Annotated in this window: 21 protein-coding genes; 8 read left to right on the top strand and 13 right to left on the bottom strand. The window is 67.9% G+C overall.

From position 1 onward, the window contains the following. The first annotated feature begins 102 nt into the window (after positions 1–102). Positions 103–2,454 (top strand): Tex family protein, encoded by a 2,352-nt coding sequence (locus TSH20_RS30160; RefSeq protein WP_109156136.1) that lies wholly within the window; start codon positions 103–105, stop codon positions 2,452–2,454. A gap of 130 nt (positions 2,455–2,584) precedes the next feature. Here TSH20_RS30160 and TSH20_RS30155 read toward each other — a convergent pair whose 3' ends face one another. The 6 genes from TSH20_RS30155 to TSH20_RS30130 form a co-directional block, all read right to left on the bottom strand. Further along, positions 2,585–3,220: a LysE family transporter gene (locus TSH20_RS30155; RefSeq protein WP_109156137.1), complete on the bottom strand. Its 636-nt coding sequence runs from the start codon at positions 3,218–3,220 to the stop codon at positions 2,585–2,587. A gap of 134 nt (positions 3,221–3,354) precedes the next feature. After that, complete coding sequence (locus TSH20_RS30150) at positions 3,355–3,615, bottom strand: hypothetical protein (RefSeq protein ID WP_109156138.1); 261 nt, start codon at positions 3,613–3,615, stop codon at positions 3,355–3,357. A 33-nt stretch (positions 3,616–3,648) separates the two neighbouring features. Continuing rightward, a complete protein-coding gene (locus TSH20_RS30145) occupies positions 3,649–3,924 on the bottom strand; it encodes a hypothetical protein (protein WP_109156139.1) in 276 nt (91 codons plus the stop codon). 75 nt (positions 3,925–3,999) lie between these two features. Next, complete coding sequence (locus TSH20_RS30140) at positions 4,000–4,869, bottom strand: hypothetical protein (protein ID WP_247871246.1); 870 nt, start codon at positions 4,867–4,869, stop codon at positions 4,000–4,002. Beyond that, positions 4,857–5,831: a YqaJ viral recombinase family protein gene (locus TSH20_RS30135; protein ID WP_109156140.1), complete on the bottom strand. Its 975-nt coding sequence runs from the start codon at positions 5,829–5,831 to the stop codon at positions 4,857–4,859. Before TSH20_RS30135 ends, TSH20_RS30140 begins: the two co-directional genes overlap by 13 nt. Before the next feature lie 290 nt (positions 5,832–6,121). Further along, a complete protein-coding gene (locus tag TSH20_RS30130) occupies positions 6,122–6,757 on the bottom strand; it encodes a hypothetical protein (protein WP_109156141.1) in 636 nt (211 codons plus the stop codon). Between the two features lie 161 nt (positions 6,758–6,918). On the opposite strand from TSH20_RS30130, the gene TSH20_RS30125 reads away from it, so the two are divergent. Next, entirely contained in the window at positions 6,919–7,239 is a 321-nt protein-coding gene (locus TSH20_RS30125) for a heavy metal-binding domain-containing protein (protein ID WP_109156142.1), read from the top strand. A gap of 138 nt (positions 7,240–7,377) precedes the next feature. Then, complete coding sequence (locus tag TSH20_RS30120) at positions 7,378–8,592, top strand: homoserine O-acetyltransferase (RefSeq protein WP_247870907.1); 1,215 nt, start codon at positions 7,378–7,380, stop codon at positions 8,590–8,592. Between the two features lie 45 nt (positions 8,593–8,637). Here the strand turns inward: TSH20_RS30120 and TSH20_RS30115 are convergent, their stop codons facing one another. The 3 genes from TSH20_RS30115 to TSH20_RS30105 all read right to left on the bottom strand — a co-directional run bounded on the left by TSH20_RS30115 (position 8,638) and on the right by TSH20_RS30105 (position 12,067). Next, positions 8,638–9,162: a hypothetical protein gene (locus TSH20_RS30115; RefSeq protein WP_085083701.1), complete on the bottom strand. Its 525-nt coding sequence runs from the start codon at positions 9,160–9,162 to the stop codon at positions 8,638–8,640. A 92-nt stretch (positions 9,163–9,254) separates the two neighbouring features. Next, positions 9,255–10,808: a DHA2 family efflux MFS transporter permease subunit gene (locus tag TSH20_RS30110; RefSeq protein ID WP_109156143.1), complete on the bottom strand. Its 1,554-nt coding sequence runs from the start codon at positions 10,806–10,808 to the stop codon at positions 9,255–9,257. 149 nt (positions 10,809–10,957) lie between these two features. Continuing rightward, on the bottom strand, positions 10,958–12,067 hold the full coding sequence (locus TSH20_RS30105; RefSeq protein ID WP_109156144.1) for an HlyD family secretion protein: 1,110 nt from the start codon (positions 12,065–12,067) through the stop codon (positions 10,958–10,960). 253 nt (positions 12,068–12,320) lie between these two features. Between TSH20_RS30105 and TSH20_RS30100 the strand changes: the two genes are divergently transcribed. The 4 genes from TSH20_RS30100 to TSH20_RS30085 all read left to right on the top strand — a co-directional run bounded on the left by TSH20_RS30100 (position 12,321) and on the right by TSH20_RS30085 (position 16,624). Then, complete coding sequence (locus TSH20_RS30100) at positions 12,321–12,950, top strand: TetR/AcrR family transcriptional regulator (RefSeq protein ID WP_247871247.1); 630 nt, start codon at positions 12,321–12,323, stop codon at positions 12,948–12,950. 156 nt (positions 12,951–13,106) lie between these two features. Next, positions 13,107–14,300 carry a GGDEF domain-containing protein gene (locus TSH20_RS30095; RefSeq protein WP_109156146.1) on the top strand — a complete coding sequence of 398 codons (1,194 nt, stop codon included), beginning with the start codon at positions 13,107–13,109 and terminating at the stop codon, positions 14,298–14,300. 194 nt (positions 14,301–14,494) lie between these two features. Next, on the top strand, positions 14,495–15,661 hold the full coding sequence (gene rodA / locus TSH20_RS30090; RefSeq protein WP_109156147.1) for a rod shape-determining protein RodA: 1,167 nt from the start codon (positions 14,495–14,497) through the stop codon (positions 15,659–15,661). Positions 15,662–15,853: 192 nt separating this feature from the next. Next, on the top strand, positions 15,854–16,624 hold the full coding sequence (locus tag TSH20_RS30085; RefSeq protein ID WP_247871248.1) for a family 16 glycosylhydrolase: 771 nt from the start codon (positions 15,854–15,856) through the stop codon (positions 16,622–16,624). Between the two features lie 12 nt (positions 16,625–16,636). Here the strand turns inward: TSH20_RS30085 and TSH20_RS30080 are convergent, their stop codons facing one another. The 4 genes from TSH20_RS30080 to TSH20_RS30065 form a co-directional block, all read right to left on the bottom strand. After that, complete coding sequence (locus TSH20_RS30080; protein ID WP_109156149.1) at positions 16,637–17,365, bottom strand: ABC transporter ATP-binding protein; 729 nt, start codon at positions 17,363–17,365, stop codon at positions 16,637–16,639. A 1-nt stretch (position 17,366) separates the two neighbouring features. Further along, on the bottom strand, positions 17,367–18,371 hold the full coding sequence (locus TSH20_RS30075) for a branched-chain amino acid ABC transporter permease (RefSeq protein ID WP_109156150.1): 1,005 nt from the start codon (positions 18,369–18,371) through the stop codon (positions 17,367–17,369). Continuing rightward, positions 18,368–19,237, bottom strand: a complete 870-nt coding sequence (locus TSH20_RS30070; RefSeq protein ID WP_109156151.1) for a branched-chain amino acid ABC transporter permease — start codon at positions 19,235–19,237, stop codon at positions 18,368–18,370. Before TSH20_RS30070 ends, TSH20_RS30075 begins: the two co-directional genes overlap by 4 nt. A gap of 101 nt (positions 19,238–19,338) precedes the next feature. Continuing rightward, a complete protein-coding gene (locus tag TSH20_RS30065) occupies positions 19,339–20,355 on the bottom strand; it encodes a L,D-transpeptidase (RefSeq protein WP_247871249.1) in 1,017 nt (338 codons plus the stop codon). A gap of 244 nt (positions 20,356–20,599) precedes the next feature. Here TSH20_RS30065 and TSH20_RS30060 point away from each other — a divergent pair, with 244 nt between their 5' ends. Continuing rightward, positions 20,600–22,396, top strand: coding sequence for a tetratricopeptide repeat protein (locus tag TSH20_RS30060; protein WP_109156153.1), 1,797 nt, complete (start codon positions 20,600–20,602; stop codon positions 22,394–22,396). Positions 22,397–22,456: the final 60 nt, after the last annotated feature.

Below are 22,456 nucleotides of genomic sequence, written 5' to 3'. Positions count from 1 at the left end.
CTATCCGTCCCTCTGCCGAAAGGCCGGGGTGGCGTCCCCCCGCCCCGACGCGCTATGACAGACACCCTTTTGTTCGTCACAAGTCCGCAGGATCCCTGCCTCATGCTGTCCATCAGCCAGCGCATCGCCGACGAACTGTCGGTCCGCGAGTCCCAGGTCGCTTCCGCCATCGCCATGCTCGACGAGGGATCGACCGTTCCCTTCATCGCGCGTTACCGCAAGGAGGCGACCGGCGGCCTGGACGACACCCAGCTCCGCACCCTGGAGGAGCGTCTGGGTTACCTGCGGGAGCTGGAGGACCGTCGCGCCAGCATCCTGTCGACCATCCAGGAGCAGGGCAAGCTGACGCCCGAACTGGAGCGCCAGATCAAACAGGCCGACACCAAGACCCGGCTTGAGGATCTTTACCTGCCCTACAAGCAGAAGCGCCGCACCAAGGCCCAGATCGCCCGCGAGGCCGGACTGGAGCCGCTGGCCGACGCGCTGCTGGCCGACCCGAAGAAGAATCCCGACGCCGAGGCCGCCGCCTTCGTCGACGCCGACAAGGGTGTTGCTGACGTCAAGGCGGCGCTGGACGGCGCCCGCCATATCCTGGTCGAACGCTTCGGCGAGGATGCCGAACTGGTCGGCCGCCTGCGCACCGCCATGGCGGACAAGGGCGTCGTCACCTCCAAGGTGATCGAGGAGAAGAAGGCGGAGGGCGCCAAATTCTCCGACTATTTCGACTTCTCGGAGAACTGGTCGAAGCTGCCGTCGCACCGCGCGCTGGCGCTGTTCCGCGGCCGGGCGCAGGGCGTGCTCGACATCCGCCTGGATCTGCCGGTCGAAGAGGGCCAGCCCCACCCGGCGGAGGGCACCATCGCCGTCCACACCGGCATCCGCGACCAGGGCCGCCCGGCCGACAAGTGGCTGTCCGACGTGGTGCGCTGGACCTGGAAGCTGAAGATCGGCCCGCATATCGAGACCGATCTGATGGGGAGCCTGCGCGAGCGCGCCGAGGACGAGGCGATCCGCGTCTTCGCCCGCAACCTGCACGATTTGCTGCTGGCCGCCCCCGCCGGCCAGCGCGCCACAATCGGGCTCGATCCCGGCATCCGCACCGGCGTGAAGGTCGCCGTCGTCGATTCCACCGGCAAGCTGGTGGAGACGACGACCATCTATCCGCACCCGCCGCGCAACGACTGGGACGGCTCCCTCGCCGTGCTGGCGGCGCTGGCGGCGCGGCACAAGGTGGAACTGATCTCCATCGGCAACGGCACCGCGTCGCGCGAGACCGACAAGCTCGCCGCCGACCTGATGAAGCGCCACCCCGAACTGTCCCTGACCAAGCTGGTGGTCAGCGAGGCCGGCGCCTCGGTCTATTCGGCGTCCGAAACAGCGGCGCACGAGTTCCCCGGCCTGGACGTCAGCCTGCGCGGCGCGGTGTCCATCGCCCGCCGCCTGCAGGACCCGCTGGCCGAGCTGGTGAAGATCGAGCCGAAGTCGATCGGCGTCGGCCAGTACCAGCATGACGTCGCCGGCGGCAAGCTGGCGCGCTCGCTGGATGCGGTGGTTGAGGATTGCGTGAACGCCGTCGGCGTCGACCTCAACACCGCGTCGATCCCGCTGCTGACCCGCGTGTCGGGACTGAACGAGACCATCGCCCGCAACATCGTCGAGCATCGCGACCGCAACGGCGCCTTCCGCTCGCGCAAGCAGTTGCTCGACGTGGCGCGGCTGGGGCCGAAGACGTTCGAGCAGGCCGCCGGCTTCCTGCGCATCCGCGACGGCGAAAATCCGCTCGATGGCTCCGCCGTCCATCCGGAAGCCTATCCGGTGGTCCAGCGCATCGTGAAGACCACCGGTCGCGACCTCGGCAGCGTCATCGGCGACGCCCGCTTCCTGCGCGGCCTGAATGCGGAGGAGTTCACCGACGAGCGCTTCGGCCTGCCCACCATCGAGGACATCATCAAGGAGTTGGAGAAGCCCGGCCGCGACCCGCGTCCGGAGTTCAAGACCGCCACCTTCAAGGAGGGAGTGGAGGAGCTGAAGCACCTTCAGCCCGGCATGATGCTGGAGGGCGTGGTGACCAACGTCACCGCCTTCGGCGCCTTCGTCGACATCGGCGTCCATCAGGACGGGCTGGTGCATATTTCCCAGCTTGCCAACAGCTTCGTGAAGGACCCTCACACGGTGGTGAAGGCCGGCGACGTGGTGAAGGTGAAGGTGCTGGAGGTGGACATTCCCCGCAAGCGCATCGCCCTGACCATGCGCATGGGCGAGGAAGCGCCCCGCCCGGCCCGTCGGGAAGAGCGCCGCGAGGACCGGGGGCCTGCCCGTCCGCCGCAGCAGCAGGATCGACGCCCGGCGGCGCCTGCGCCCAAGGCAGCACCAAAGCCGGCCAAGGCGCCGGAGCCGATCAACAGCGCCTTCGCCGAGGCGTTCGCCAGGGCGCAGTCGGGCAAGAAGAAGTGAGGTTTGGGTAGGGTGATGCCCCCTCCCTCCCACGGCTTCGCCGCGGGTCCCTCCCTCCCCCGCTTTCAGCGGGAGAGGGAGGATTTGCAAAGAGGCGGCAGTCCCCTCTCCCACCAAAGGTGGGGGAGGGTCAGGGAGGGGGCAGAGCGTCCGCCATCAGACGGACGCCGAGCCCGCCAATGGCAGCGGCCGCAACCCGGTCGACCCAGCGCTTGGACCTGAGATAAGCGGCGCGTGGCCGGCCGGCGGAAAAAGCCGCGGCGACGATCGCGTACCAGCCCGCTTCGATGAAAAAGATCGCCGGCGGCAGGAAAACGAACAGCCAGAGCGGCGGTTCGGTCGGCATCAGCGCGGCAAAGATGCTGCCATAGACGAGCGCCGTCTTCGGGTTGCTCAATTGCGTCAGCAGCCCGAACAGCAGCGGCCGCATCAGCCCGGCGGGTGCCGTCTGCCCCTCCTCCGCCACCACCAGAGCCTCCGCGGCTCCGCGCCAGATTCTGACCGCGAGATAGAGCAGATAGGCGCCACCGACCAGCTTCAGCACCGCATAGAGCCAGCCGACCTGCGACAGCAGGGCATGCAGACCCAGCAGCGCCAGGGACGCGAAAAACACACCGCCGATCCCCATGCCAATCGCGGTGGCCAAGCCGGCCCGGCGGGATACGGCGATGGAGGTGCGGGCGACCAGCACGAAGCTCGGTCCCGGACTGGCGGCGCCGACAGCGATGGCACCGGCGATGCTGACGAAGGCAAGTACGGGATCCATGATCGCTCCCCTTCCGCTTGAAGGCGGAGACGATATCACAACCGAGACGCTGCGCGAATGCTGCACAAAAAAGTCCCCTCGTCCGCGGGGGGAACGAGGGGACGAAGGCCGATGGTTTGGCCGTTACGGGGATGTCATTCGGCCGCCATCAGCACCGGAGCCTCGTCACGCACCCGGTTCACCGCGACATAGCGGTCGAGCGCGTCCAGGCATTCGCTGAGGGTTCCGGAACCGACCGCGCGGCAATCCTCGAAGGCGTGCGGCTCGGGGCGGAACCAATGGGTGATGTAGCATTCCTCGCGCCCATCCAGGCTGAGGGTGAGGGCGAAGCGGCCCTCACGCCCGAGACGGGCTTGAGCGGCGCGCAGACGCGCCTGGACCTCTTCTATCGTCATGAGATGATATCCTTCCCTTGATGCCGTCTGCGGTCAGGCGGCGTGGGCGAACGTCCTGTCTTCCGATTCCGAGTCTTCCAACCGGCGAGCCCAGTCGATGTCACGCGACAGGGACTCGACGAGGACGCGGGCCGCCCCTGCCGTTTCCGCCGGGGTGTCGGACCGCAGCAGTCCCGAAAGCCGCATCGCCAGCGTTTCGGCCTCCGCCTCCACCCAGCGGGCGTAGTGGCGGCGGCGTTGATCGCGATTCCAGTACCAGCGCGGAAGCTGGGCGTTGGCACGCTCGAACTCGCCTTCCCAGGCGCTCATGCGGAACAGTCCGCTGGGCGACCGGTCGCCGGTGCTGTGAGTCGCCCTAGGAGTCGACCTTGTCATGGCGTTCCGTCAGGCGGCTTCCCGCCCGTCCTCTTCCTCGCGCTTCAGAATCTCGGCCTTCTTCTGGGCGAACAGGCCGGTGATGCGGTGCTGGGCGGCGCGGTCGATGGCACCGATCTCGCGCAGGCGGGTGCCGACGCCGGACCGCCAGACCTCCTCCAGGTCGTCCAGATCCAGGCAGGCCCCCAGCCGGCGCTTCACCTCCGCCTCGAAAGACTCGACGGCGGCGGGCTGCAGGTCCGGGTTGGCCTTGGCGGCATAGAAGGCCTCCGACTCCTCCCGGTACTTGCTGTCGTCGAACTGGCCCATATAGACGTCGGCGGCCAGCCCGAGCTGCAGCAGGCATTTGCCGACCGCATCGGTCATCGACATCTTGAAGCACTCGTCGTCCGGCATCTCCATGCCGTTGCGACGGCGGACCATCTCGGTCCCGCCCCACTGCGGGCCGGTGAAGCACTTCTCCTTCGTCTCCGGATCGATGTACCAGACACGGGCGCAGATGAAGATCATCCGTTCCGCGATGGTCCAGTCCACCTGCTCATAGCCCCAGCCCTTGCCGATCGGGCCGAACACCTCCGTCATCATCTGGAAGCGCCAGGTCGGGTCGATCTGCGTGCCGCGGAAGCCGCCGGAGCGGGTGAAGGGCTTGGTCGCCTTCGGGTCGGTGCGCTTCAGCCGGTTCCACAGGAACATGGTGTCGATTCGCTGCGGCTCCTCAGCCCGGCTGCCGCCGGCGGCCCCCTTGGACCCGTGGGAGCCGCGGCTGCCGCCGGTCTTCGGCTCGGCCTGGGTGGTCTCCGTCACGTTGGACTCGGTTACGCTCGATTCGGGGGTTTCGGTATCGGCAACGACGTGGTCGGTCTTGCTCATGCGTCCCATGATTTGGGTCCTTCTTGTCCAAACGTTTCGGCTCTCCCCTCACCCCAGCCGGCGGTCAGCACTGTTTCCAGGCTGAACTCCACCGCGTTCGGGTCAGCGGAGGGTCCCCAGGATTGCGCCTCTGCCAAGGAACGGCGCGGCGGTGCGCCATAGCGCAGGCTGAGCCGGCCCTCGCGGTCGCGCGCGAGATAGAGGCCACCTGACCGGCCGTCAGCCTGATCGATGGCAACAAAAGCGATGCGGGCATCGTCCGGCATCAGCGCCTTCAGAGCGGCCTCGTCCTCCTTCACCGCCAGCGCAGCCGCCCGGTTGGCGACCAGACGGTCGGCGAGCGCGCGGAAGCGGTTGTGCCGCCCCATGTCGAAGACGCGGCCGTTCTCATAGGACGGCGCGTCCATCGGCAGCGGATCCGACGGCTCGACGTCGTTGACGACGTGCCACCAGAAGGCCTCCAGCGTCTCCACCAGCCGCTCGACATCGTCCGGGCGCCGATCCACCGTCATCAGGCTGTGGCCGGTCGGGCGCAGGATCGACAGCAAAGCGCGGTCCAGCCCGACCACAGCCAACTGATGCTGGACCTGCCAGTGGTAGCGGCGGGCAAGGTCGGCATCGGTCTGGAAGCCGCTGTTGAACTTCGCCTCCACGATGGTGTCGAGCGCCCCATCGGCCACGCTGCTGGTCAGGAAGTCGGGGTGGGCGACCATCCAGTCATGCTCGGCATGGCGATAGGTGTCGGGAGCCTCCACGCAAGCGCGGCCGGTGGCATGGGCGACGAAGCGCGGGTGCAGATGCTCGGTCGCGATGCCGATCTGCACCGCGGCGACGAGATCCAGAGTCTCGGGTTCGACCCGGCCGGTCTTCTCGCGCCACAGCGACAGCCAGTCGCCGGCCATCACGCGCGTTGCGTCCGAAGACCCGATCCGCCCCGCCCGCAAGTCCCGCTGTGCCTGAGTGATCGCCATGCTTTTCCCGACTTTCCGAACCCCGAAGCGTGACCGTCGCTGCGACTTCGCAGCATGTTTTTCTGACGGCCTCACCGGACCCTGAATATGGGATGCGAACACGCAGCTTTCAAGAACAAAACGTGAACCTATGGCTTGGCCGTAGACCAGCTCAAAGTCCTGAAAACACGCTATATTTGGTGTCTTCTGACGAGAGTCATCACAAGACAAAACGGACGGAGTAGAGACGTCCGTTTTTGCGAGTCGCGGGGGATTGGAACGCGCGCCGCGACTCGTGCCGCAGCAGCCTTTTACATGCGAAGCGCTCGCACCACGTGGACGGCGACTCCGGCCACATGGGCGCGGTCGAAGGCAGTGGGGCGGCAGTCGGGATCGGTCGAAACCGGCATCAGGTGGGGCGGGAAGAAGCGGTAGCCGCAGATCGTGCCCTCGCCCACCGTCACCACCACGTCCCCGGTCTGCGGGGTCAGCACGTCCAGCGGTTCCAGCACCACGCAGTCGCGCGGCAGCACCCCGGCGGCGTCCAGGCTCTTGGACAGGATGCGCAGCGCGAAGGCCCGGCGGGAGGTGCGGCCGTCCATGGCGACGGAGGCGGCGCCGTCCTTCAGCGCCCCGGCCAGGAACGCCTCCCCTGCCCGGCGGCCGAGGTCGAGGAAGATGTGCGCCTGCTCCAGCGTCAGCACCGGCACGCGGGAAACCGGCGCATAGGCGTGGTCGTCAAGGAAACGCGGCTCCGACCCGGCGACGCGGGCCAGCCGGGCCAGCGTGTCGGCGCTGGGCACGCTGCCCATCACCGGATCGCGCAGGAAACGGGTCAGGTTGGTCGCGGTAACGTCGGCCAGGCGCGCCCAGCCGCCGGCGCTCCAGCCCTTCGCCTCCATGACGCCGGTCATCCAGCGCAGGATGGCTCGCCGCGTGTCGTCCATCGCTTTCCCCCTCGCCGTCCCCCACCCCTGTCCTACACGGTCCGGACGGGGTGGGGGAAGGCGCGAAGGACTAAAGGCCGCCGCGATTTCGCAGTGCCGCCTTGGACTCGGCAATGCAGGCCCCATCTGTGCGGCAGCGAAATCACCTGGGAGAAGCCTCCATGATCGTCACCAGCACCGATTCCGTCGAGGGCCGCCAGATCACCCAGTATCTCGGCATCGTCGCCGGCGAGGCGATCATGGGCGTCAACGTGTTCCGCGACCTGTTCTCCTCCGTGCGCGACATCGTCGGCGGCCGGGCCGGCGGCTATCAGGCGGCGTTGCGCGATGCCCGCGAGGCGGCCTTCGCCGACCTGGAGGAGTCGGCCCGCGCGCTGGGCGCCGACGCCGTGGTCGGCATCGACGTCGATTACGAGGTGCTGGGCAAAGAGAACGGCATGCTGATGGTGTCGGTGAACGGCACCGCCGTCCGGCTGCGCTGACGCCCCGCCCCTCCCACCCGCCTGCCCGGGTTGCCTGACCGTAAGCGTCACCGATGGCGGCTGGACAGCCGCAACCTTATGGGTAGACTGCGCCACCGGAATAGAGTGTCAGGCGAACAATTCTGGAGGGGGATGCTTATGCGTGGGGTTGTCCGCGGTTCCATCTGGTCCGGCTGCCTCGGCGGCCTCGCCATGGCGGCCTGTCTGTTCGGCACCCTGCCGGCGCTGGCGTTGGACGGCATCGTCGAGAAGAAGGTCTTCGAGATGCCGTCCTACACCACCACCGGCGGCGGGACGATCAAGAACGTCCGCATCGGCTGGGAAAGCTACGGCAAGCTGAACGACGCCAAGGACAACGTCATCCTCGTCACCCACTTCTTCAGCGGCAGCAGCCACGCCGCGGGTAAATACAAGGCCGACGACGCCGCGCCCGGCTATTGGGACAGCATCATCGGCCCCGGCAAGCCGCTGGACACCGACAAATACTTCATCATCAGCTCCGACACGCTGGTGAACCTGTCGCCGAAGGACCCCAACGTCGTCACCACCGGCCCGGCCAGCATCAATCCGGACACCGGCAAGCCCTATGGCATGAGCTTCCCCGTCGTCACCATCCAGGATTTCGTCAATGTCCAGAAGGCGCTGATCGACAGCCTGGGGATCAAGACTCTGCAGGCGGTGATGGGCGGCTCGATGGGCTCGCTCCAGGCTTTCGAATGGGGGGCCGACCACCCGGAGATGGTCAAGCGCGTCATCGCCGCCATCGGCGGGCCGGAAACCGATCCGTTCCTGATCGGCTGGCTCAACCTGTGGGCTGCGCCGATCAAGCTCGATCCCAACTGGAACAACGGCGATTATTACGGCAAGGCGGAGCCGAAGGCCGGCCTGACCGAGGCGCTGAAGCTGGTCACCCTGCAGGCGCGGCACTGGAAATGGGCCGACGCCGCCTTCGGCCGCAAATGGGCGGAGGATGGCAAGGATCCGAAGGCGGCGATGGGCAACCAGTACGCCATCGAAGCTTGGCTGGACAAGGCCGCCGCCGGCCGCGCCGCGGTCAGTGACGCCAACCATTTCCTCTATCTGGTGAAGGCCAACCAGACCTTCGTCACCGGCAACGGCGCCTCGCTGGAGGATGGGCTGGCGAAGATCAAGGCGCCGGTGCTGCTGATCCCGTCGGCCGACGACCTCGTCTTCCCGCCCGACCGCAACATGCGCCCGCTGAAGGACCGGCTGGAAAAGCAGGGCAACACGGTGGAGTACACCGAGTCGATCACCTCGACCCTCGGCCATCTCGACGGGGTGGTGAACATCGGCAAGGCGGGCGACACGATCGCGCAGTTCCTGGCGAAGTGAGTGGTGTGGGGGCGTCTTTGCGGATGCCCCCTATTCCCCGCCCCCCTACTCTCCGATCGGCGCCCCGCGGAAGTTCAGCAGGCTCGGCGCCTTGTCAATGATCTCTTCCAGGATCAGTGAGGCGGTCTCCAGATCGCGGTCCAGGTCCGGCCCGAGCTTGCCGGCATAGTTGGGCCGCTTCAGCTTTTCCGCCGCGTCGTGCAGGCTTCGCAGCTCGGCCACGAAGATCTCGCGGGCGCCCATCGGCAGAATCGGATTCGCCGACAGCACGAAGAAGAAGCGCATGCTCGCCCGCACCAGAAGCGCCAGCATCACCATGTCCAGCTTCTCGAACTGGTCGCGCAGGTCGTCCGAACGGGCGTCGACCAGATTGCGCATGCGCTGCTCGATCAGGATGACCAGCGCCTGGAACTCGCCGACCTTGTCGCGGAAGTCGCGATAGGCGCCGAAGCTGTGCTTGCTCGCCTCATGCTCGGCCAGTTGGGCCAGCTTCGACGCTTCACGGCACTGGCGCTCCAGCGCGCCCAGCAGTTCCTTGACCTCGGCTCGGGTATATTGGCGCTTGCTCATGGGGCTCGACTGGGGGGCTCGGCAGGATTCGGACGTGCGTTCGGACGATCGGTCAAGCTATAGCACAACCCCAGGGCAGCAACCTATCACGCTTAGTGATCCGCCTTCACCGGCGCTCCCGGCCGGCGCACCAGCGGCATGAACAGCAGCGCACCGAAGAACACCGCCGACATCAGCAGCATGGCGTCGTTGAAGGTCAGGATCAGCGCCTCGCGCTGGACCAGCCCGACCAGCCGGGCCATCGCCGCGGCGGTGGGATCGGCCACCAGCCCGTCGAAGCGCTGGCTGAGGTTGTCGACCATCTGCTGCACCTCCGGCCGGGCGAGGTTGACGTTGTCGCCGAGTCGGTTCAGGTGCAGCGCGTTGCGGTCGGTCAGCACCGTGTTGATTGCGGCAAGGCCGATGGCGCCGCCCAGGTTGCGCATCAGGTTATACAGGCCCGACGCGTTCTTCAGCTTGTCCGGCGGCAGAGTGCCAAGCGCCACGCTGTTGATCGGGATGAAGCACAGCATCAGCGACATGCCGCGCACCGCCTGCGGCAGGAACAGCTCCCAGAAGCCGGTCTCGGCGGTGAAGTGGCTGTTCAGCCAGACGCCGGTGCCGAACAGGATCAGTCCAAGCGCCAGCATGGCGCGCAAATCCATCCGCTTCGACAGGGCGCCGGCAATGGGGGCCGACATGAACTGGAAGGCGCCGGTCACGAACATGATCTCGCCGATCTGCAGGCTGTTGAAGCCGCGCACGCGGGCCAGGAACAGCGGCTGCAGATAGACCGAGCCGTAGAGGCCGATGCCCAGGATGAAGCTGTAGAGCGACCCGATGGCGAAGTTGCGGTCGGCGAAGGCGCGCAGTTCCACGATGGGGTTGCGGTAGGACAGCACCCGCCAGAAGAATCCGACGGCGGAGACGGCCGCCACCACCGCCAGCCCGAAGATCACCTCGTCGTCGAACCAGTCGTTCCGCGGCCCCTCCTCCACCACATATTCCAGGCTGCCCAGGAAGGCGGCCATCAGCGCCAGCCCGACGAAATCGAAGCCTTTGCGCAGTTCCGGGTTCGGCCGGTCGACATCGACCAGGAACCAGACCAGCGAGGTCACCAGGATGCCGGGAATGACGTTGGCCAGGAACAGCCAGTGCCAGGACATGTGCTGGGTCAGATAGCCGCCCAGCGTCGGGCCGATGGTCGGCGCCATCGTGGCGACCAGCCCCATCATCACCGAAACGCCCGCCCGCTTCTCCGGCGGGAAGATCATGAAGCTGGTGGCGAACACCGTCGGGATCATGGCGCCGCCGATGAAGCCCTGCAGCGCGCGCCAGACGATCATCGATTCGATGCCGCCGGCAAAGGCGCAGGCGACGCTGGTCAGGGTGAAGCCGGCGGCGGCCACGGTGAACAGCACGCGGGTCGACAGGATGCGCGACAGGATGCCCGACAGCGGGATCATCACGACCTCCGCGATCAGGTAGGAGGTCTGCACCCAGGAAATCTCGTCGGCGCTGGCCGCCAGCCCCGCCTGGATTTCCGACAGCGAGCTGGAGACGATCTGGATGTCGAGGATCGCCATGAACATGCCGACGACCATCGCGAAGAAGCCGGCGATGTCGCGGGATGTGAGCGGGCGCATGCCCTGGGCCGGTGTCGCCATGGAACCGCTGCCTTCCGTCGCGGCCGAACGACTGCCGCCCCCAAAGGAGGGGGCGCGGCTCCGGCCTGAATGTCTCTCTGATTGATGGCGGGAACGCCGCCCCCGAAGGGGGAGAAGGGGCGGCGCCCCCGCCGGAGCGTGACCGCCGCTTACCTGGCGGCCACCGCCTGCTTGTCGGACAGCGCGCCGAACACGCCGCCGCTCGCCACATGCGGCTGGGCATCGGCGCCGCGGGTGTCGACCTCCGCCACCACCGACAGGCCGGGACGCAGCAGGCCGGCCAGCGCGTTGTCGCGCGGCAGGGCGATCCGCACCGGCACCCGCTGCACGATCTTGGTGAAGTTGCCGGTCGCGTTCTCCGGCGGCAGCAGCGAGAATTTGGACCCAGACGCCGGGGCGAAGCTTTCCACCGTACCGATCAGATGGCGGTCGGGGAAGGCATCGACGGAAATGCTGACCTGCTGGCCGGGGCGCATGTGCGCCAGCTGGGTCTCCTTGAAGTTGGCGACCACATAGACGTCGGGCAGCGGCACCAGCGACAGCAGCTGCACGCCCGGCCGGGCATATTGGCCGACCTGGACGCCGCGGTTGCCGATCACGCCGTCGACCGGCGCGCGGATCACGGTGTTGTCCAGATCGTTGCGCGCGGTCTGCAGCGTCGCCTGGGCCTGGGCCAGATGGGCCTCCGTCTCGGTCCGGGTGGCGTGCAGGACGTTGACCTGCTCGTTTTCCGACGCCAGCGCCGCCCGCGCCTTCGCCACCTGGGCCACCGCCTTGCGCAGGTCGGCGTCGGCGGTCTCCAGCTTCTGCCGGCTGGTCCAGCTGTCGCTGGCCAGCGACCGGCTGCGCTCGAACTCCTGCTGGGCACGGCGCTGTTCGGCCTCGGCGCTCGCCAGCGTGGCGGCAGCCTGATCGATCACCGTGCGCTGTAGCTCCAGCTTGCTGTCCAGCGTGCCGAGCGCCGCCTTCTGCGCGGTGACGGCGGCCTCGGCCTCCGCCACCTTGGCACGGAAATCCTGGTCGTCCAGCACCGCCAGAACGTCGCCCGTCCGCACCAGCTGGTTTTCCGCGACCTTCACGTCACGGACATAGGCGGAAATCTTCGGGCTGACGACGGTGATGTCGCTCTGCACATAGGCATTGTCGGTCGACTCCAGGAACCGGCCCGTGGTCCACCAATGTTCGCCGGCGACGGCGCCACCTGCCAGCACAGCCAGCGCAACGCCCGACAGCACGATCTTCCGTACGCCATTCGCCATTGTCTCTATCCCCAATCCACTGCGGTCCGATCCGCATTTCCGCCGATGCGCTCTTTCCGGCGCCGTAACGGAAAAGAAACTGAACCGTTCAGTTTAGTCTTGTCGGAAGATGGCGGACGACCTATCTGTTGTCAAGACCGAACTGAACGGTTTAGTTTTTGGCAATTGGTGTCAGGAGGCTTGTCGGGCGATGCAGAACGCGGTAGGGGCCAGGAACATGGACCGAGGCAGCATGGACTCCGGCGAGACGCGCATGACCACATTGGTTGCCCCCACTCCCGAAGCAGGATCGAAGCAGGCCCAGATCATGGAGGCCGCAGGCACCCTGTTCCTGGAACATGGTTACAGCGCCGTCAGCATGGATGCCGTCGCCAAGAAGGCGAACGTGTCCAAGGCGACCCTGTACGCGCATTTCGGCAGCAAGGAGGAGCTGTTCCGGGCGATGGTCGCCTGCGAATGCGCGAACTCCGTAATGAGCAGCGTCTGGAGCGAGGCGATGGACCTGCCGGCGGCGGACGGCCTGCGCCTGATCGGCCGCACCTTCGTCCGCTTCATCGCTTCGCCGAAGGCGCTGGGCGTCTATCGGATGGTGCTGGGCGAGGTGCTGCGCCAGCCCCAGCTCGCCCAGGCCTTCTATGAAAGCGGCCCGGCCGAGACCTTCCAGCGCGCCCGCCAGTTCATGACCCATATGGCGGACAAGGGCGAACTGGCGATCACCGACTGCGATCTCGCCACCCACCAGTTCTTCGGGCTGCTGAAGGCGAACATGCACATGAAGCTGCTGCTGTGCCTGAGCGAGCGGCCGAGCGACGACGAGTTGGAGCGCTACGTCGACGCCGCCGTCGACCTGTTCGCCAAGGGCTATGCCCCGAACAAGGGCTGACCCAAGCGTTCACAACCCAAAATTGGCGCCCGAAGCAATCTTGCTGCAATAATCAGGAAACCCGGCGCAGAGTTGACCCCCGCGGCTTGTCACCGGCAAAGGCTTCGTATAGCGTGCCCAGACATACCGGCGTAACGGTGCGTAACGGGCTTGCCGATGGATTTCGAGACCACCTTCATCGCGCAGGTCATCACTGTCATAGGCTTTGCGATCGGGCTGTCCATCGTTGTGGCCTCCGGCCGCTACCCCCGTCACATCCGCGGATCCCTGCGGGCCTATTCTTACGGAAAATTCCTGCTGGGCTCCGCCTTCCTCATCGCCGGGTTTCGCGGGGGCCAGGCACCGGAAATTCTGATTCCGCTCGCCAACGGAATTGGACTCGCCGGATTGTCGATGAACTACACCAGCGTACGCCATCTTCAGAACCGACCGGTCTGGCCCTTCGTGCCGGCGGCGGTGGGGGCGGCAGTGGGCCTGTCCTGCCTCCTGTTGCTGTTCGCCGGCGGCGGCATCGCCTGGGTGCGCGCCCTGGTCAGCTTCGCGACGTCGGCAGTGCTGCTGGTGATCGCCTTCGAGGTGCTGGTCCGTTACCAGGGGCGCGGCATACCCCACTATGTCACCGGACTGCTGTGCGCCTCCCTCGCCGTCGTCTATCTTGTCCGCATGTCCGCCGGTATGGCGCAGGAAGACGCCCCGACCACCTATATGCTGGATGACCGCGTCGAACGGGCGACCTTCCTGCTGTCGCTGCTGGGGACCGTCATCGGGGCGATCAATTACGTCCTGATGGCCAGCGACGAGTTCAACCGCGAGCTGGCCAAGCTCGCCCACACCGACGGGCTGACCGGCGCCCTGAACCGCCGCCGCCTGTTCGAAATGGGCGAGGTCGAATTCCGTCGGGCCCGCCGATATGGGCGCGAGCTGACCGTGCTGGTGCTCGACATCGACCGTTTCAAATCGATCAACGACCACGCCGGCCATCCCTTCGGCGACCGGGTGATCCGGGCGGTGGCCGACTGCTGCACCGGGCAGATCCGGCACGAGGATGCCCTGGGCAGGATCGGCGGGGAGGAATTCGCCATCCTGCTGCCCGAAACCGGGGCGGAGGCCGGCCGGATGCTGGCCGAACGGCTGCGCGGCGCCATCGAACGGCAGCTGGCCCAGCTCGGCGCGGAAGCCGGGGTGACGGTGACCTGCAGCATCGGCGGCGTCAGCCTGACCAGGGAGCACAGCGAGTTTTCCGATCTGATGGCCCAATCGGACACCGCCCTCTACGACGCCAAGCACGCCGGGCGCAATCAGGTCCGCTTCTTCCCCGAAGCGGCCCATCCGGTGCCCCTGCCCGCCTGATATCCGCCTGCGATCCGGCAAGCGGAGCCGGTTAGAAAAAGCGGCCGGCGCACGGCCGCCTTTACCCGCGGGACCGCTTGCCGCATTATCCGCGCCGGTCCCCCTCCGGACGGTTTGCCCCGTCCGATCTTTCGGGGTCCGAGCCGCCGGGCCCGATCCGGCTCCGTCCCTTCCGGCAACATCGGCGTAAGGTCGTGGTTCTTTCCAATCTCGGCTCCGGCGGCCTGGAGCCGCAGCGGTCGCAGCTGACGCTCGGCACGAAATTCAGGCTCATCAACTGGGGACTGGTCCTGCTGGTCTGCACGATCACCGGGGTCGGCGTCGGGCTGCTCTATTCCGCCGCCGGCGGCCATTGGAAGCCCTGGGCCCAGCCGCAGTTGGTCCGCGCCATTCCCGGCCTGGTCCTGATGCTGGGCATCGCGCTGATCGACATCCGCCACCTGATGAAATCGGCCTACGTCATCTTCTTCGTCGTGCTCTGCCTGCTGATCGCGGTGGAGTTGATGGGCCGCATCGGCATGGGCGCCCAGCGCTGGATCGACCTCGGCTTCTTCCAGCTGCAGCCGTCGGAGCTGATGAAGCCGGCGCTGACGCTGGCGCTCGCCCGCTATTTCCATGGGGTGACGCTGGATCAGATCGGCCGGCCGCTTCTGCTGATCCCGCCCCTGCTGCTCGTCTTCACGCCGGTTGCCTTCGTGCTGATGCAGCCGAACCTCGGCACCTCGCTTCTGCTGATCATGGGCAGCGGCGCCATCTTCTTCGCCGCCGGTGTCCGGGTGTGGAAGTTCCTGCTGGTGATCGGCGGCGGCCTCAGCGCCATCCCAATCGCCTGGGAGTTCCTGCACGATTACCAGAAGCAGCGCGTCTACACCTTCCTCGATCCGGAGACCGATCCGCTCGGCGCCGGTTACAACATCCTGCAGTCGAAGATCGCGCTGGGATCCGGCGGGCTGTTCGGCAAGGGCTTCATGTCCGGCTCGCAAAGCCAGCTGATGTTCCTGCCGGAAAAGCACACCGACTTCATCTTCGTCGTCCTGGCGGAGGAGTTCGGCATGGTCGGGGCCGCCACGCTGCTGGCGCTCTACGTCCTGCTGTTCATCTATGGCTGGGTCATCGCGCTGAACAGCCGCAGCCAGTTCGGCCGGCTGGTCGCGGTCGGCATGACCGCGCAGTTCTTCCTCTACGTCTTCGTCAACGTGGCGATGGTGATGGGGCTGATTCCGGTCGTCGGCATCCCGCTGCCGCTGGTGTCCTACGGCGGCTCGGCGATGATGACGCTGATGATCGGCGTCGGCCTGCTGCTGAGCATGTCGGTCCACCGCGACGTGCGCATCCCCAAAAGCGGCGTCACCGACGTCTGACGGTCCGATGCTCATCCCCTGAGGTACGCCAGCTGGCGGGAGGGCGCACCCCGCCCGCGCGGTTGCCGCCCTGCCCTGCACCTGCGATATCGGGGTGCAGGCCGACCGAAATTTCGGGTTGGCCCGGCAGCAGCGGGAGGAACGGCCATGCGGAGAATCGCCACGGCACACGGCGGGCGGAGGAGTGGGCGGGTGACGGCCCTGATCGGCGCCGGCTTCACGGCCTTGCTGGCCAGCTCTCTTTTCGCCGGCGGTGGGCCGGCGCTGGCGGACTCGCTGTTCAGCCACATCGGCGGCAGTTTCAGCGAAACATCAGGGTCCTTCGATCCCTCGCGCTGGCAGCGGTCGGACGGCTGGAAGGCAGGCGGGCATATGAACTGCACCTGGAGCCGCGCCAACGTCACCGCCAGCAAGGGTCACCTCGCCCTGACGGTGGACGACCGCATCACCGGCTACGACCGCTATTCCTGCGGCGAATATTCGACGCATCGCTTCTACGGCTATGGCGCCTACACGGTGGCGTTGAAGGCGGTGAAGGCCGACGGGGTGATGACCTCGGTCTCCCACTACACCGGCCCGCCCTTCGGCGATCCCTGGGACGAGATCACGCTCGGCATCGCCGGCAAGGACACCACCAAGCTGGAGATCAGCTACGTCGTCAACGGCGTCGGGCACCGCAATGCGGTGGTCGATCTGGGGTTCGACGCAGCCAAGGGTTTCCACAGCTACGGCTTCGACTGGAAGCCCGACGGCATCGTCTGGACCGTCGACGGCAAGCCGGTTCATCAGGTCTCCGGCCGGCCGGAGCAACTGCCGCGCATGCCGGGCCGGCTGATGCTGCGCTTCTGGAGCGCGTCCGGCGACACCCAGTGGCTGCGCCGCTTCACCTATCCCGGCCATCCCCTGACCGCCGAGGTCGCCTCCGTCACCTACCGCGAGGATCCGGCGAACCTCAGCAACTGAGCGGGGGCCGGATCAGTCCAGGGCTTCGGCGCCCAGGTAGGATTCGACGACGCGGGGGTCGGCGACGACCTCCGCCGGGACGCCGTCGGCGATCTTCTCGCCATGGTCCAGCACCACCACGCGGTCGGACAGCGCCATCACCGCGCGCATGACATGCTCGATCATCAGGATGGTCAGCCCCTCGCGCCGGTTCAGGTCGCGCAGGACCTCGACCATCCGGTCGACCTCGGTGGGACGCAGTCCCGCCAGCACCTCGTCCAGCAGAAGCAGGGTCGGACGGGTGGCCAGCGCGCGGGCGACCTCCAGCCGCTTGCGGTCGGGCAGCGTCAGGCTGCGGGCCGGGCGGTTGGCCTGATCGGCCAGTTCCAGCCGCTCCAGCACCGCGCGGGCCTGGATGCGCGCCGTCTCCACCGACTTCTCGCGGGCCAGCGCGCCCACCACGACATTCTCCTCCACCGTCAGCTGGCCGAACGGCTTGACGATCTGGAAGGTGCGGCCGATCCCGGCGGCGCAGACCTGATTGGGCTTCAGCCCGGTCAGATTGCGGCCCTTCAGCGTCACCCGCCCCTCGTCGGGCGGGAAGACGCCGGCGATCAGATTGAAGGTGGTGGTCTTGCCGGCGCCGTTCGGGCCGATGAGGGCGAGGATGCGCTCCTCCGGCACGGTGAAGCTGACCTCCGACACCGCCTTCAACCCGCGAAAACGCTTCGACAGTCCCTCGACCTCGAGCAAAGCGGTCATCTCAGGCGCCCTCCCCCGGCTGGCGGACAAGGCGCAGGCGGCGGGCCAGCCAGGGCCAGACGCCCTCCGGCCGGAACACCACGATCACCACCAGCGCCGCGCCATAGAACAATTGCTTCAGGCCGGGCAAATCCAGCCCGCCGGCCTCGATCAGGAAGGTCAGCGCCTCGCCCAGCGGGGTCAGGATGAAGGCGCCCAGGATCGGGCCGACCAGCGTGCCGATGCCGCCGACGATGGCCGGCAGGATGATCTCGATGGAGCGGCCCATGGAGAAGACCTGCTCCGGGAACAGGTTGTTGAAATAGAAGGCCTGGAACACCCCGCCCAGCGCCGTCAGGGCGGACGACACGGCCACCGCGGTCATGCGGGCGCGGAACAGGTCGACGCCCGACGCCTCCGCCGCGTCCGGCTCCTCGCGCACCGCCAGCCACTGGTAGCCCAGGCGGCTGTGCAACAGCACCCGCGACAGCAGCAGCGCTCCCACCACCAGCGCCAGCGCGACGTAATAGAACAGCACAGGCGAGCCGCGCAGGTTCAGCGGGTCGCTCGCCCCCGCCTCCACCGGCAGGAAGAACCCGCCGGAGCCGCCGACCCAGGTGATGTGGTCGAAGCCGATGCGCGCCACCTCGGCGAAGGCGATGGTCAGCAGGGCGAAATGCACGCCTTTCACCCCGAACCGGAAGCCCAGGAAGCCGATGATGCAGCCGGCCACCACCGCCACCAGCATCGCCAGCACCATGCCGGCCCAGGGGCCGATGCCGAAATGAACGAACAGCGCGGCGCTGACATAGGCGCCCAGGCCGACATACAGCGCGTGGCCGAGCGACAGCAGGCCGGAAAAGCCCATCATCACGTTCCAGGCCTGCCCGACATAGGCGAACCACAGCACGGTGGTCAGCACCGACACCAGATAGCGGTCGGCGACGAAGGGCGCCACTGCCAGACCCAGCGCCGCCAGCACCAGCAGCACCATCCCTCGTCCGGTCACTCCTGAAAGCCCATTCATGACCGTTTCCCCAACAACCCTTGCGGGCGCAGCAGCAGCACCACGATCAGCACCCCGTAGCTGAACAGGGATTTCAGGGACGGCGTCAGCAGGAAGCCGGCGAGCGCCTCCGACATGCCGATCAGCACGCCGCCCAGCAGCGCGCCGGGCAGGCTGCCCAGCCCGCCGACGATGACGATGATGAAGCTGAGCAGCGTGTATTCCGGTGCCAGCTGCGGCCGGGCATCGACGAGCAGGGTCATCAGCGCGCCGGCCACGCCGACCACCGCGGCACCGATGCCGAAGGTCAGCGCATAGAGGCCGTCGATGTTCAGCCCGACCACGCGGGCGCCCAGCGGATTGTCGGCGCAGGCACGGATCGCCTTGCCGGTCCGGCTGAAGCGGAAGAAGGCGAACAGCGCCGCCGCCACCACGATGGCCGCCGCCCCGGCGCGCAGCCGCACGGCGTCCAGCAGCATCGGCCCGATCTCCACCGTGTCGAAGCTGTAGGGCACCTGGACATTGCGGGCGTCGGGGCCGAACAGCATCAGCATGGCGTTGACCAGGATGGTGGCGACACCCAGCAGCAGGATGAACTGCATGTGCTCCGGCCGCTCGACGAACTTGTTCACCAGCCCGCGCTGCAGAAGCCAGCCGCAGACGAACAGCAGCGCCGCCATGATCGGCGCCGACAGCAGCGGGTCCAGCCCGAGCCAGCCGCCCAGCAGCACGGCGCCGTACATGCCCGCCACCATCATCTCGCCATGGGCGAAGTTGACGACGCGCACCACGCCGAAGATGACCGACAGGCCGAGCGCCGCCAGCCCATAAACCAGGCCGGTCAGCAGGCCGGAGGCCGCGATGTTCAAATAATAGTCGATCGGCATGGGCGGCGGATTGTCCGAACGGTTAGGTCCTGCGGGTTAGCAGTCCGCAGGCATGCAGGCAAGCCAGAATGACCGCGGACGGTGCTATTCGGCCTTTCCGGCTATGGCTCTCCGGCCAGCCGCATCCCGCGCCGCAGGCCGGCGATCCGTTCCGCCACATCGGTCAGCCGGCGCCCGAGAGCCGTCGTCAGGCAGGATTGCGCCGCCGCGGCCACCGCCGGGTCGCCCTCGGTCCCGGCGCGGACCCAGCACAGTGCGGCAATCCGCTCGTGGAAGCGGCGCTCGTCCTGGATCAGGTCGTAGGACGCCGCGGCGCGGGCCGCAGGATCGGCGATGCCGGCCAGGAACCGCTCCTGCGCCCCACGGACGCGGCCGTCGAGCAGGGCGAGTGCGGGGACGTCGCAGATCATCCGCCGCAACGGCGCCGTCACCGTGGCACAGCGCGGATCGGCAACCGGCACGGGTGGAGGCTCCGCCACCGGCGCAGCGGGCATGGAGGAAGCGGGCATGGAGGAAGCGGGCATGCTGGAAGCGGCCACGGCGGCCACCGGCTGCGGGCGCACTGCGGCCGGCGGGGCCGTCCTGACCGCGGCCGGCAGCGTCCTCGCCGGCAAGGGCGTAGGCGGGGGCGCCGGCCGTTCCGGCACGCTCCCGCCCAGCGGGTCCCGCACCACCCGCACCGGCGTGCCGACCTCGGTCGCCGCGAAGACCGTTTCGATGTCCGCGGGCAGCATGCGGAAACAGCCGCCGCTGGCCCGTCTGCCCACCGAGTCCGGCTCGTTGGTGCCGTGGATGGCGATGGCCGGCCAGCCGAGGTCGAGCGCGAACTTGCCCAGCGGGTTGTTCGGCCCCGGCGGCACCGCCCGCGGCAGGGACGGCTTGTCGCGCCGCTGGTGCGCGGTCGGCCGCCATGTCGGGTTGCGGCGCTTGCGCTGGATGGTGCTGTCGCCGACGGGGATCGGCACGCCGGGACGGCCGATGGCGACCGGGAAGCTGCGGACATTGCCGTCGGAACCGGTCAGGTACAGCCGGCGGTCGGCAAGGCTGATCGCGATCGACGGGCCGCCGGAGGCCTCCCCGACCGTACCCTCCATCGGAGGGGACGCAGCGGCTCCCATGGCGGCCCCCATGGCGCCCAATATGGCGCCCGCAATGGCGAGCAGGCCCCAGAAAAGACACCGTGCCAGGATGCCCGTAATGGCTGTTGTCGGTCGGGGGATGACGCCGCGGCTGCAGCCTCCCCGAATGGTCGTAGGTCTACGCATGCGGAAAGTTGATCGCGTGTCCCCTAAAACAGAGTAAACAGCATGGGACGACGGTCTCCGGGGGATGGGGGCCGCCCCGACAGCAAGGACGTGCATCATGGACCAGATCGAGCAGACGTTGGCCGTCGCGACGGAACACCACCGCGCCGGCCGCACCGCGGAGGCCGAGCGGCTGTACCGCGATGTGCTGGACGCTTCGCCCGGCCATCCGGACGCCCTCCATCTGCTTGGGGTCATCGCCCTGCAATCCGGCCGGGCGGAGGAGGCGGTCGACCGAATCGCCCAGGCGGTGGCCGGCGACGACAGCTCTCCCCTGTTTCACGCCAATCTGGGCCACGCCCTGCACGCCTCCGGCCGACAGCGCGAGGCGGCGCTCAGCTTCGCCCGCGCTCTGAGCCTGCTGACCAACGAAGGCGAGGGCTGGGGCAATGTCGGCGCGCTTGCGAATCTGATCCGCCGCTATGACGACGACATCCGCGCCGCCGCCGCGGCGGAGGTCGATGCCCGCTATACGATGGGCGACGTGATGCGGCGCCAGTCCCTGCTGTTCCTGCTGAGCGGTGACATCGCCTATTACCGCAATCTGGTGAACACGGCGCTGGAAGACCCCCTGCGTTTCTCCGTGCCCTCCATGCATTACGCCTATTGGGGAATCGCCCTGCGTCTGTTCCAGGGCGATGCCCGCAAGGGCGACGTCGGCGCCTTCACCAATGGCGAGTTCCGCCGTTTCTACCGGCTGCTGGTGGAGGAGACCGCGCGCCGCTACGACCTGGACGCCCGCCTGCGCCGGACGTCTCCGCGCATGGCGGTCAAGCGGGTGGCGCTGATCACCAACCAGATGCTGGGCGAGGGCCACCAACCCACGGCCGATGCCTTCGATTACGCCCGCCGGCTGCAGGACGACCATGGCTGCGAGGTGCTGATCGTCAACCCCAACGCCATGGCGGTGGAGGGGGAGAACGGCTTCGTCCCCGAATACAGCTACAACGTCACCGAGGATTATGACGGCGAGCAGACCATCTCCGCCCAGGGCGCGAACGTCCGCATGCTGTCCTTCCCGCAGCCGCGCTTCGACGAGGAGAAACTGACCGCCATCGTCGACGCGGTGGATCGGTTCGACCCCGACGTGATCGTCGCCTTCGGCGGGTCCAACACCGTGGCCGACCTGTTCGCCGGCAGCCGCCCGGTGGTCTTCCTGCCGACCTCCAGCGGCCTGTCGCCCTCGCTCGCCACCATTCTGCTGGGCTATGCGCCGGAGGACGATGCCGCCGGCTGGCCGGAGGAGGCACGGGCACGCTTCCGTCCCTTCTCCTTCGGCTGGACGCTGCCCGCCGCCGGCCCCGAACGCAGCCGCGCAGAGTTCGGCCTGCCCGCTGACGGGCCGCTTTACGTCGTGGTCGGCAACCGCCTGGACCAGGAGGTCGGGCCGGAGTTCCTGGAGACGCTCGACCGCCTTCTCGACCGCATGCCGGATGGGCAGGTCGCCTTCGCCGGCGCGGTGTCGGAGTTGCCCGGCCGGATCGCCGCCGCCCGCAACGCGGCGCGGATGCATGCGCTGGGTCATGTCGAAGGCATTCGCGGGCTGTACGGCGTGGCGACCGCCTACCTCAACCCGCCGCGCCAGGGCGGCGGCGGCAGTGCCGCATTCGCGTTGGCGGACGGCCTGCCGGTGGTGACCTACGCCCGGGGCGACGTCGCCGGCGTGGCCGGGCCGGCCATGACCGTCGCCGACGAGACGGCCTTCCTGGAGCGCGCCGTGGCGCTTGGGCAGGACTCCGCCGCACGGTCGCAGGCGGCGGAGGCTGCGCGGACGCGCTTTGCCGAAACGGCTGACCGCGCGCGGTCGGTGGAAAAGCTGCTGGACTACGCGCGCGAGGCGCAGGGGCTTTTCTAAGGCGACGCCCCGCCGGCGTCCCGAAACAGTTCCGCCCGGCTCTCCCACGAAGCACTGTTT

The sequence above is a fragment of the Azospirillum sp. TSH20 genome (assembly GCF_003115935.1).
GTDB lineage: Bacteria > Pseudomonadota > Alphaproteobacteria > Azospirillales > Azospirillaceae > Azospirillum.
Note: the sequence above shows the minus strand (reverse complement) of the source record. Positions and strands in the feature narration are given on the sequence as shown.

Coding starts and splice junctions, on each gene's coding strand:
- TSH20_RS30095 (WP_109156146.1), top strand. CDS start 13,107: ATGGATTTCGAGACCACCTTCATCGCGCAGGTCATCACTGTCATAGGC.
- TSH20_RS30145 (WP_109156139.1), bottom strand. CDS start 3,924: ATGAGCGCCTGGGAAGGCGAGTTCGAGCGTGCCAACGCCCAGCTTCCG.
- TSH20_RS30070 (WP_109156151.1), bottom strand. CDS start 19,237: ATGCCGATCGACTATTATTTGAACATCGCGGCCTCCGGCCTGCTGACC.
- TSH20_RS30135 (WP_109156140.1), bottom strand. CDS start 5,831: ATGGCGATCACTCAGGCACAGCGGGACTTGCGGGCGGGGCGGATCGGG.
- TSH20_RS30160 (WP_109156136.1), top strand. CDS start 103: ATGCTGTCCATCAGCCAGCGCATCGCCGACGAACTGTCGGTCCGCGAG.
- TSH20_RS30150 (WP_109156138.1), bottom strand. CDS start 3,615: ATGACGATAGAAGAGGTCCAGGCGCGTCTGCGCGCCGCTCAAGCCCGT.
- TSH20_RS30105 (WP_109156144.1), bottom strand. CDS start 12,067: ATGGCGAATGGCGTACGGAAGATCGTGCTGTCGGGCGTTGCGCTGGCT.
- TSH20_RS30100 (WP_247871247.1), top strand. CDS start 12,321: ATGACCACATTGGTTGCCCCCACTCCCGAAGCAGGATCGAAGCAGGCC.
- TSH20_RS30155 (WP_109156137.1), bottom strand. CDS start 3,220: ATGGATCCCGTACTTGCCTTCGTCAGCATCGCCGGTGCCATCGCTGTC.
- TSH20_RS30115 (WP_085083701.1), bottom strand. CDS start 9,162: ATGAGCAAGCGCCAATATACCCGAGCCGAGGTCAAGGAACTGCTGGGC.
- TSH20_RS30065 (WP_247871249.1), bottom strand. CDS start 20,355: ATGGGAGCCGCTGCGTCCCCTCCGATGGAGGGTACGGTCGGGGAGGCC.
- TSH20_RS30075 (WP_109156150.1), bottom strand. CDS start 18,371: ATGAATGGGCTTTCAGGAGTGACCGGACGAGGGATGGTGCTGCTGGTG.
- TSH20_RS30060 (WP_109156153.1), top strand. CDS start 20,600: ATGGACCAGATCGAGCAGACGTTGGCCGTCGCGACGGAACACCACCGC.
- TSH20_RS30140 (WP_247871246.1), bottom strand. CDS start 4,869: ATGGGACGCATGAGCAAGACCGACCACGTCGTTGCCGATACCGAAACC.
- TSH20_RS30125 (WP_109156142.1), top strand. CDS start 6,919: ATGATCGTCACCAGCACCGATTCCGTCGAGGGCCGCCAGATCACCCAG.
- TSH20_RS30120 (WP_247870907.1), top strand. CDS start 7,378: ATGCGTGGGGTTGTCCGCGGTTCCATCTGGTCCGGCTGCCTCGGCGGC.
- TSH20_RS30130 (WP_109156141.1), bottom strand. CDS start 6,757: ATGGACGACACGCGGCGAGCCATCCTGCGCTGGATGACCGGCGTCATG.
- TSH20_RS30080 (WP_109156149.1), bottom strand. CDS start 17,365: ATGACCGCTTTGCTCGAGGTCGAGGGACTGTCGAAGCGTTTTCGCGGG.
- TSH20_RS30110 (WP_109156143.1), bottom strand. CDS start 10,808: ATGGCGACACCGGCCCAGGGCATGCGCCCGCTCACATCCCGCGACATC.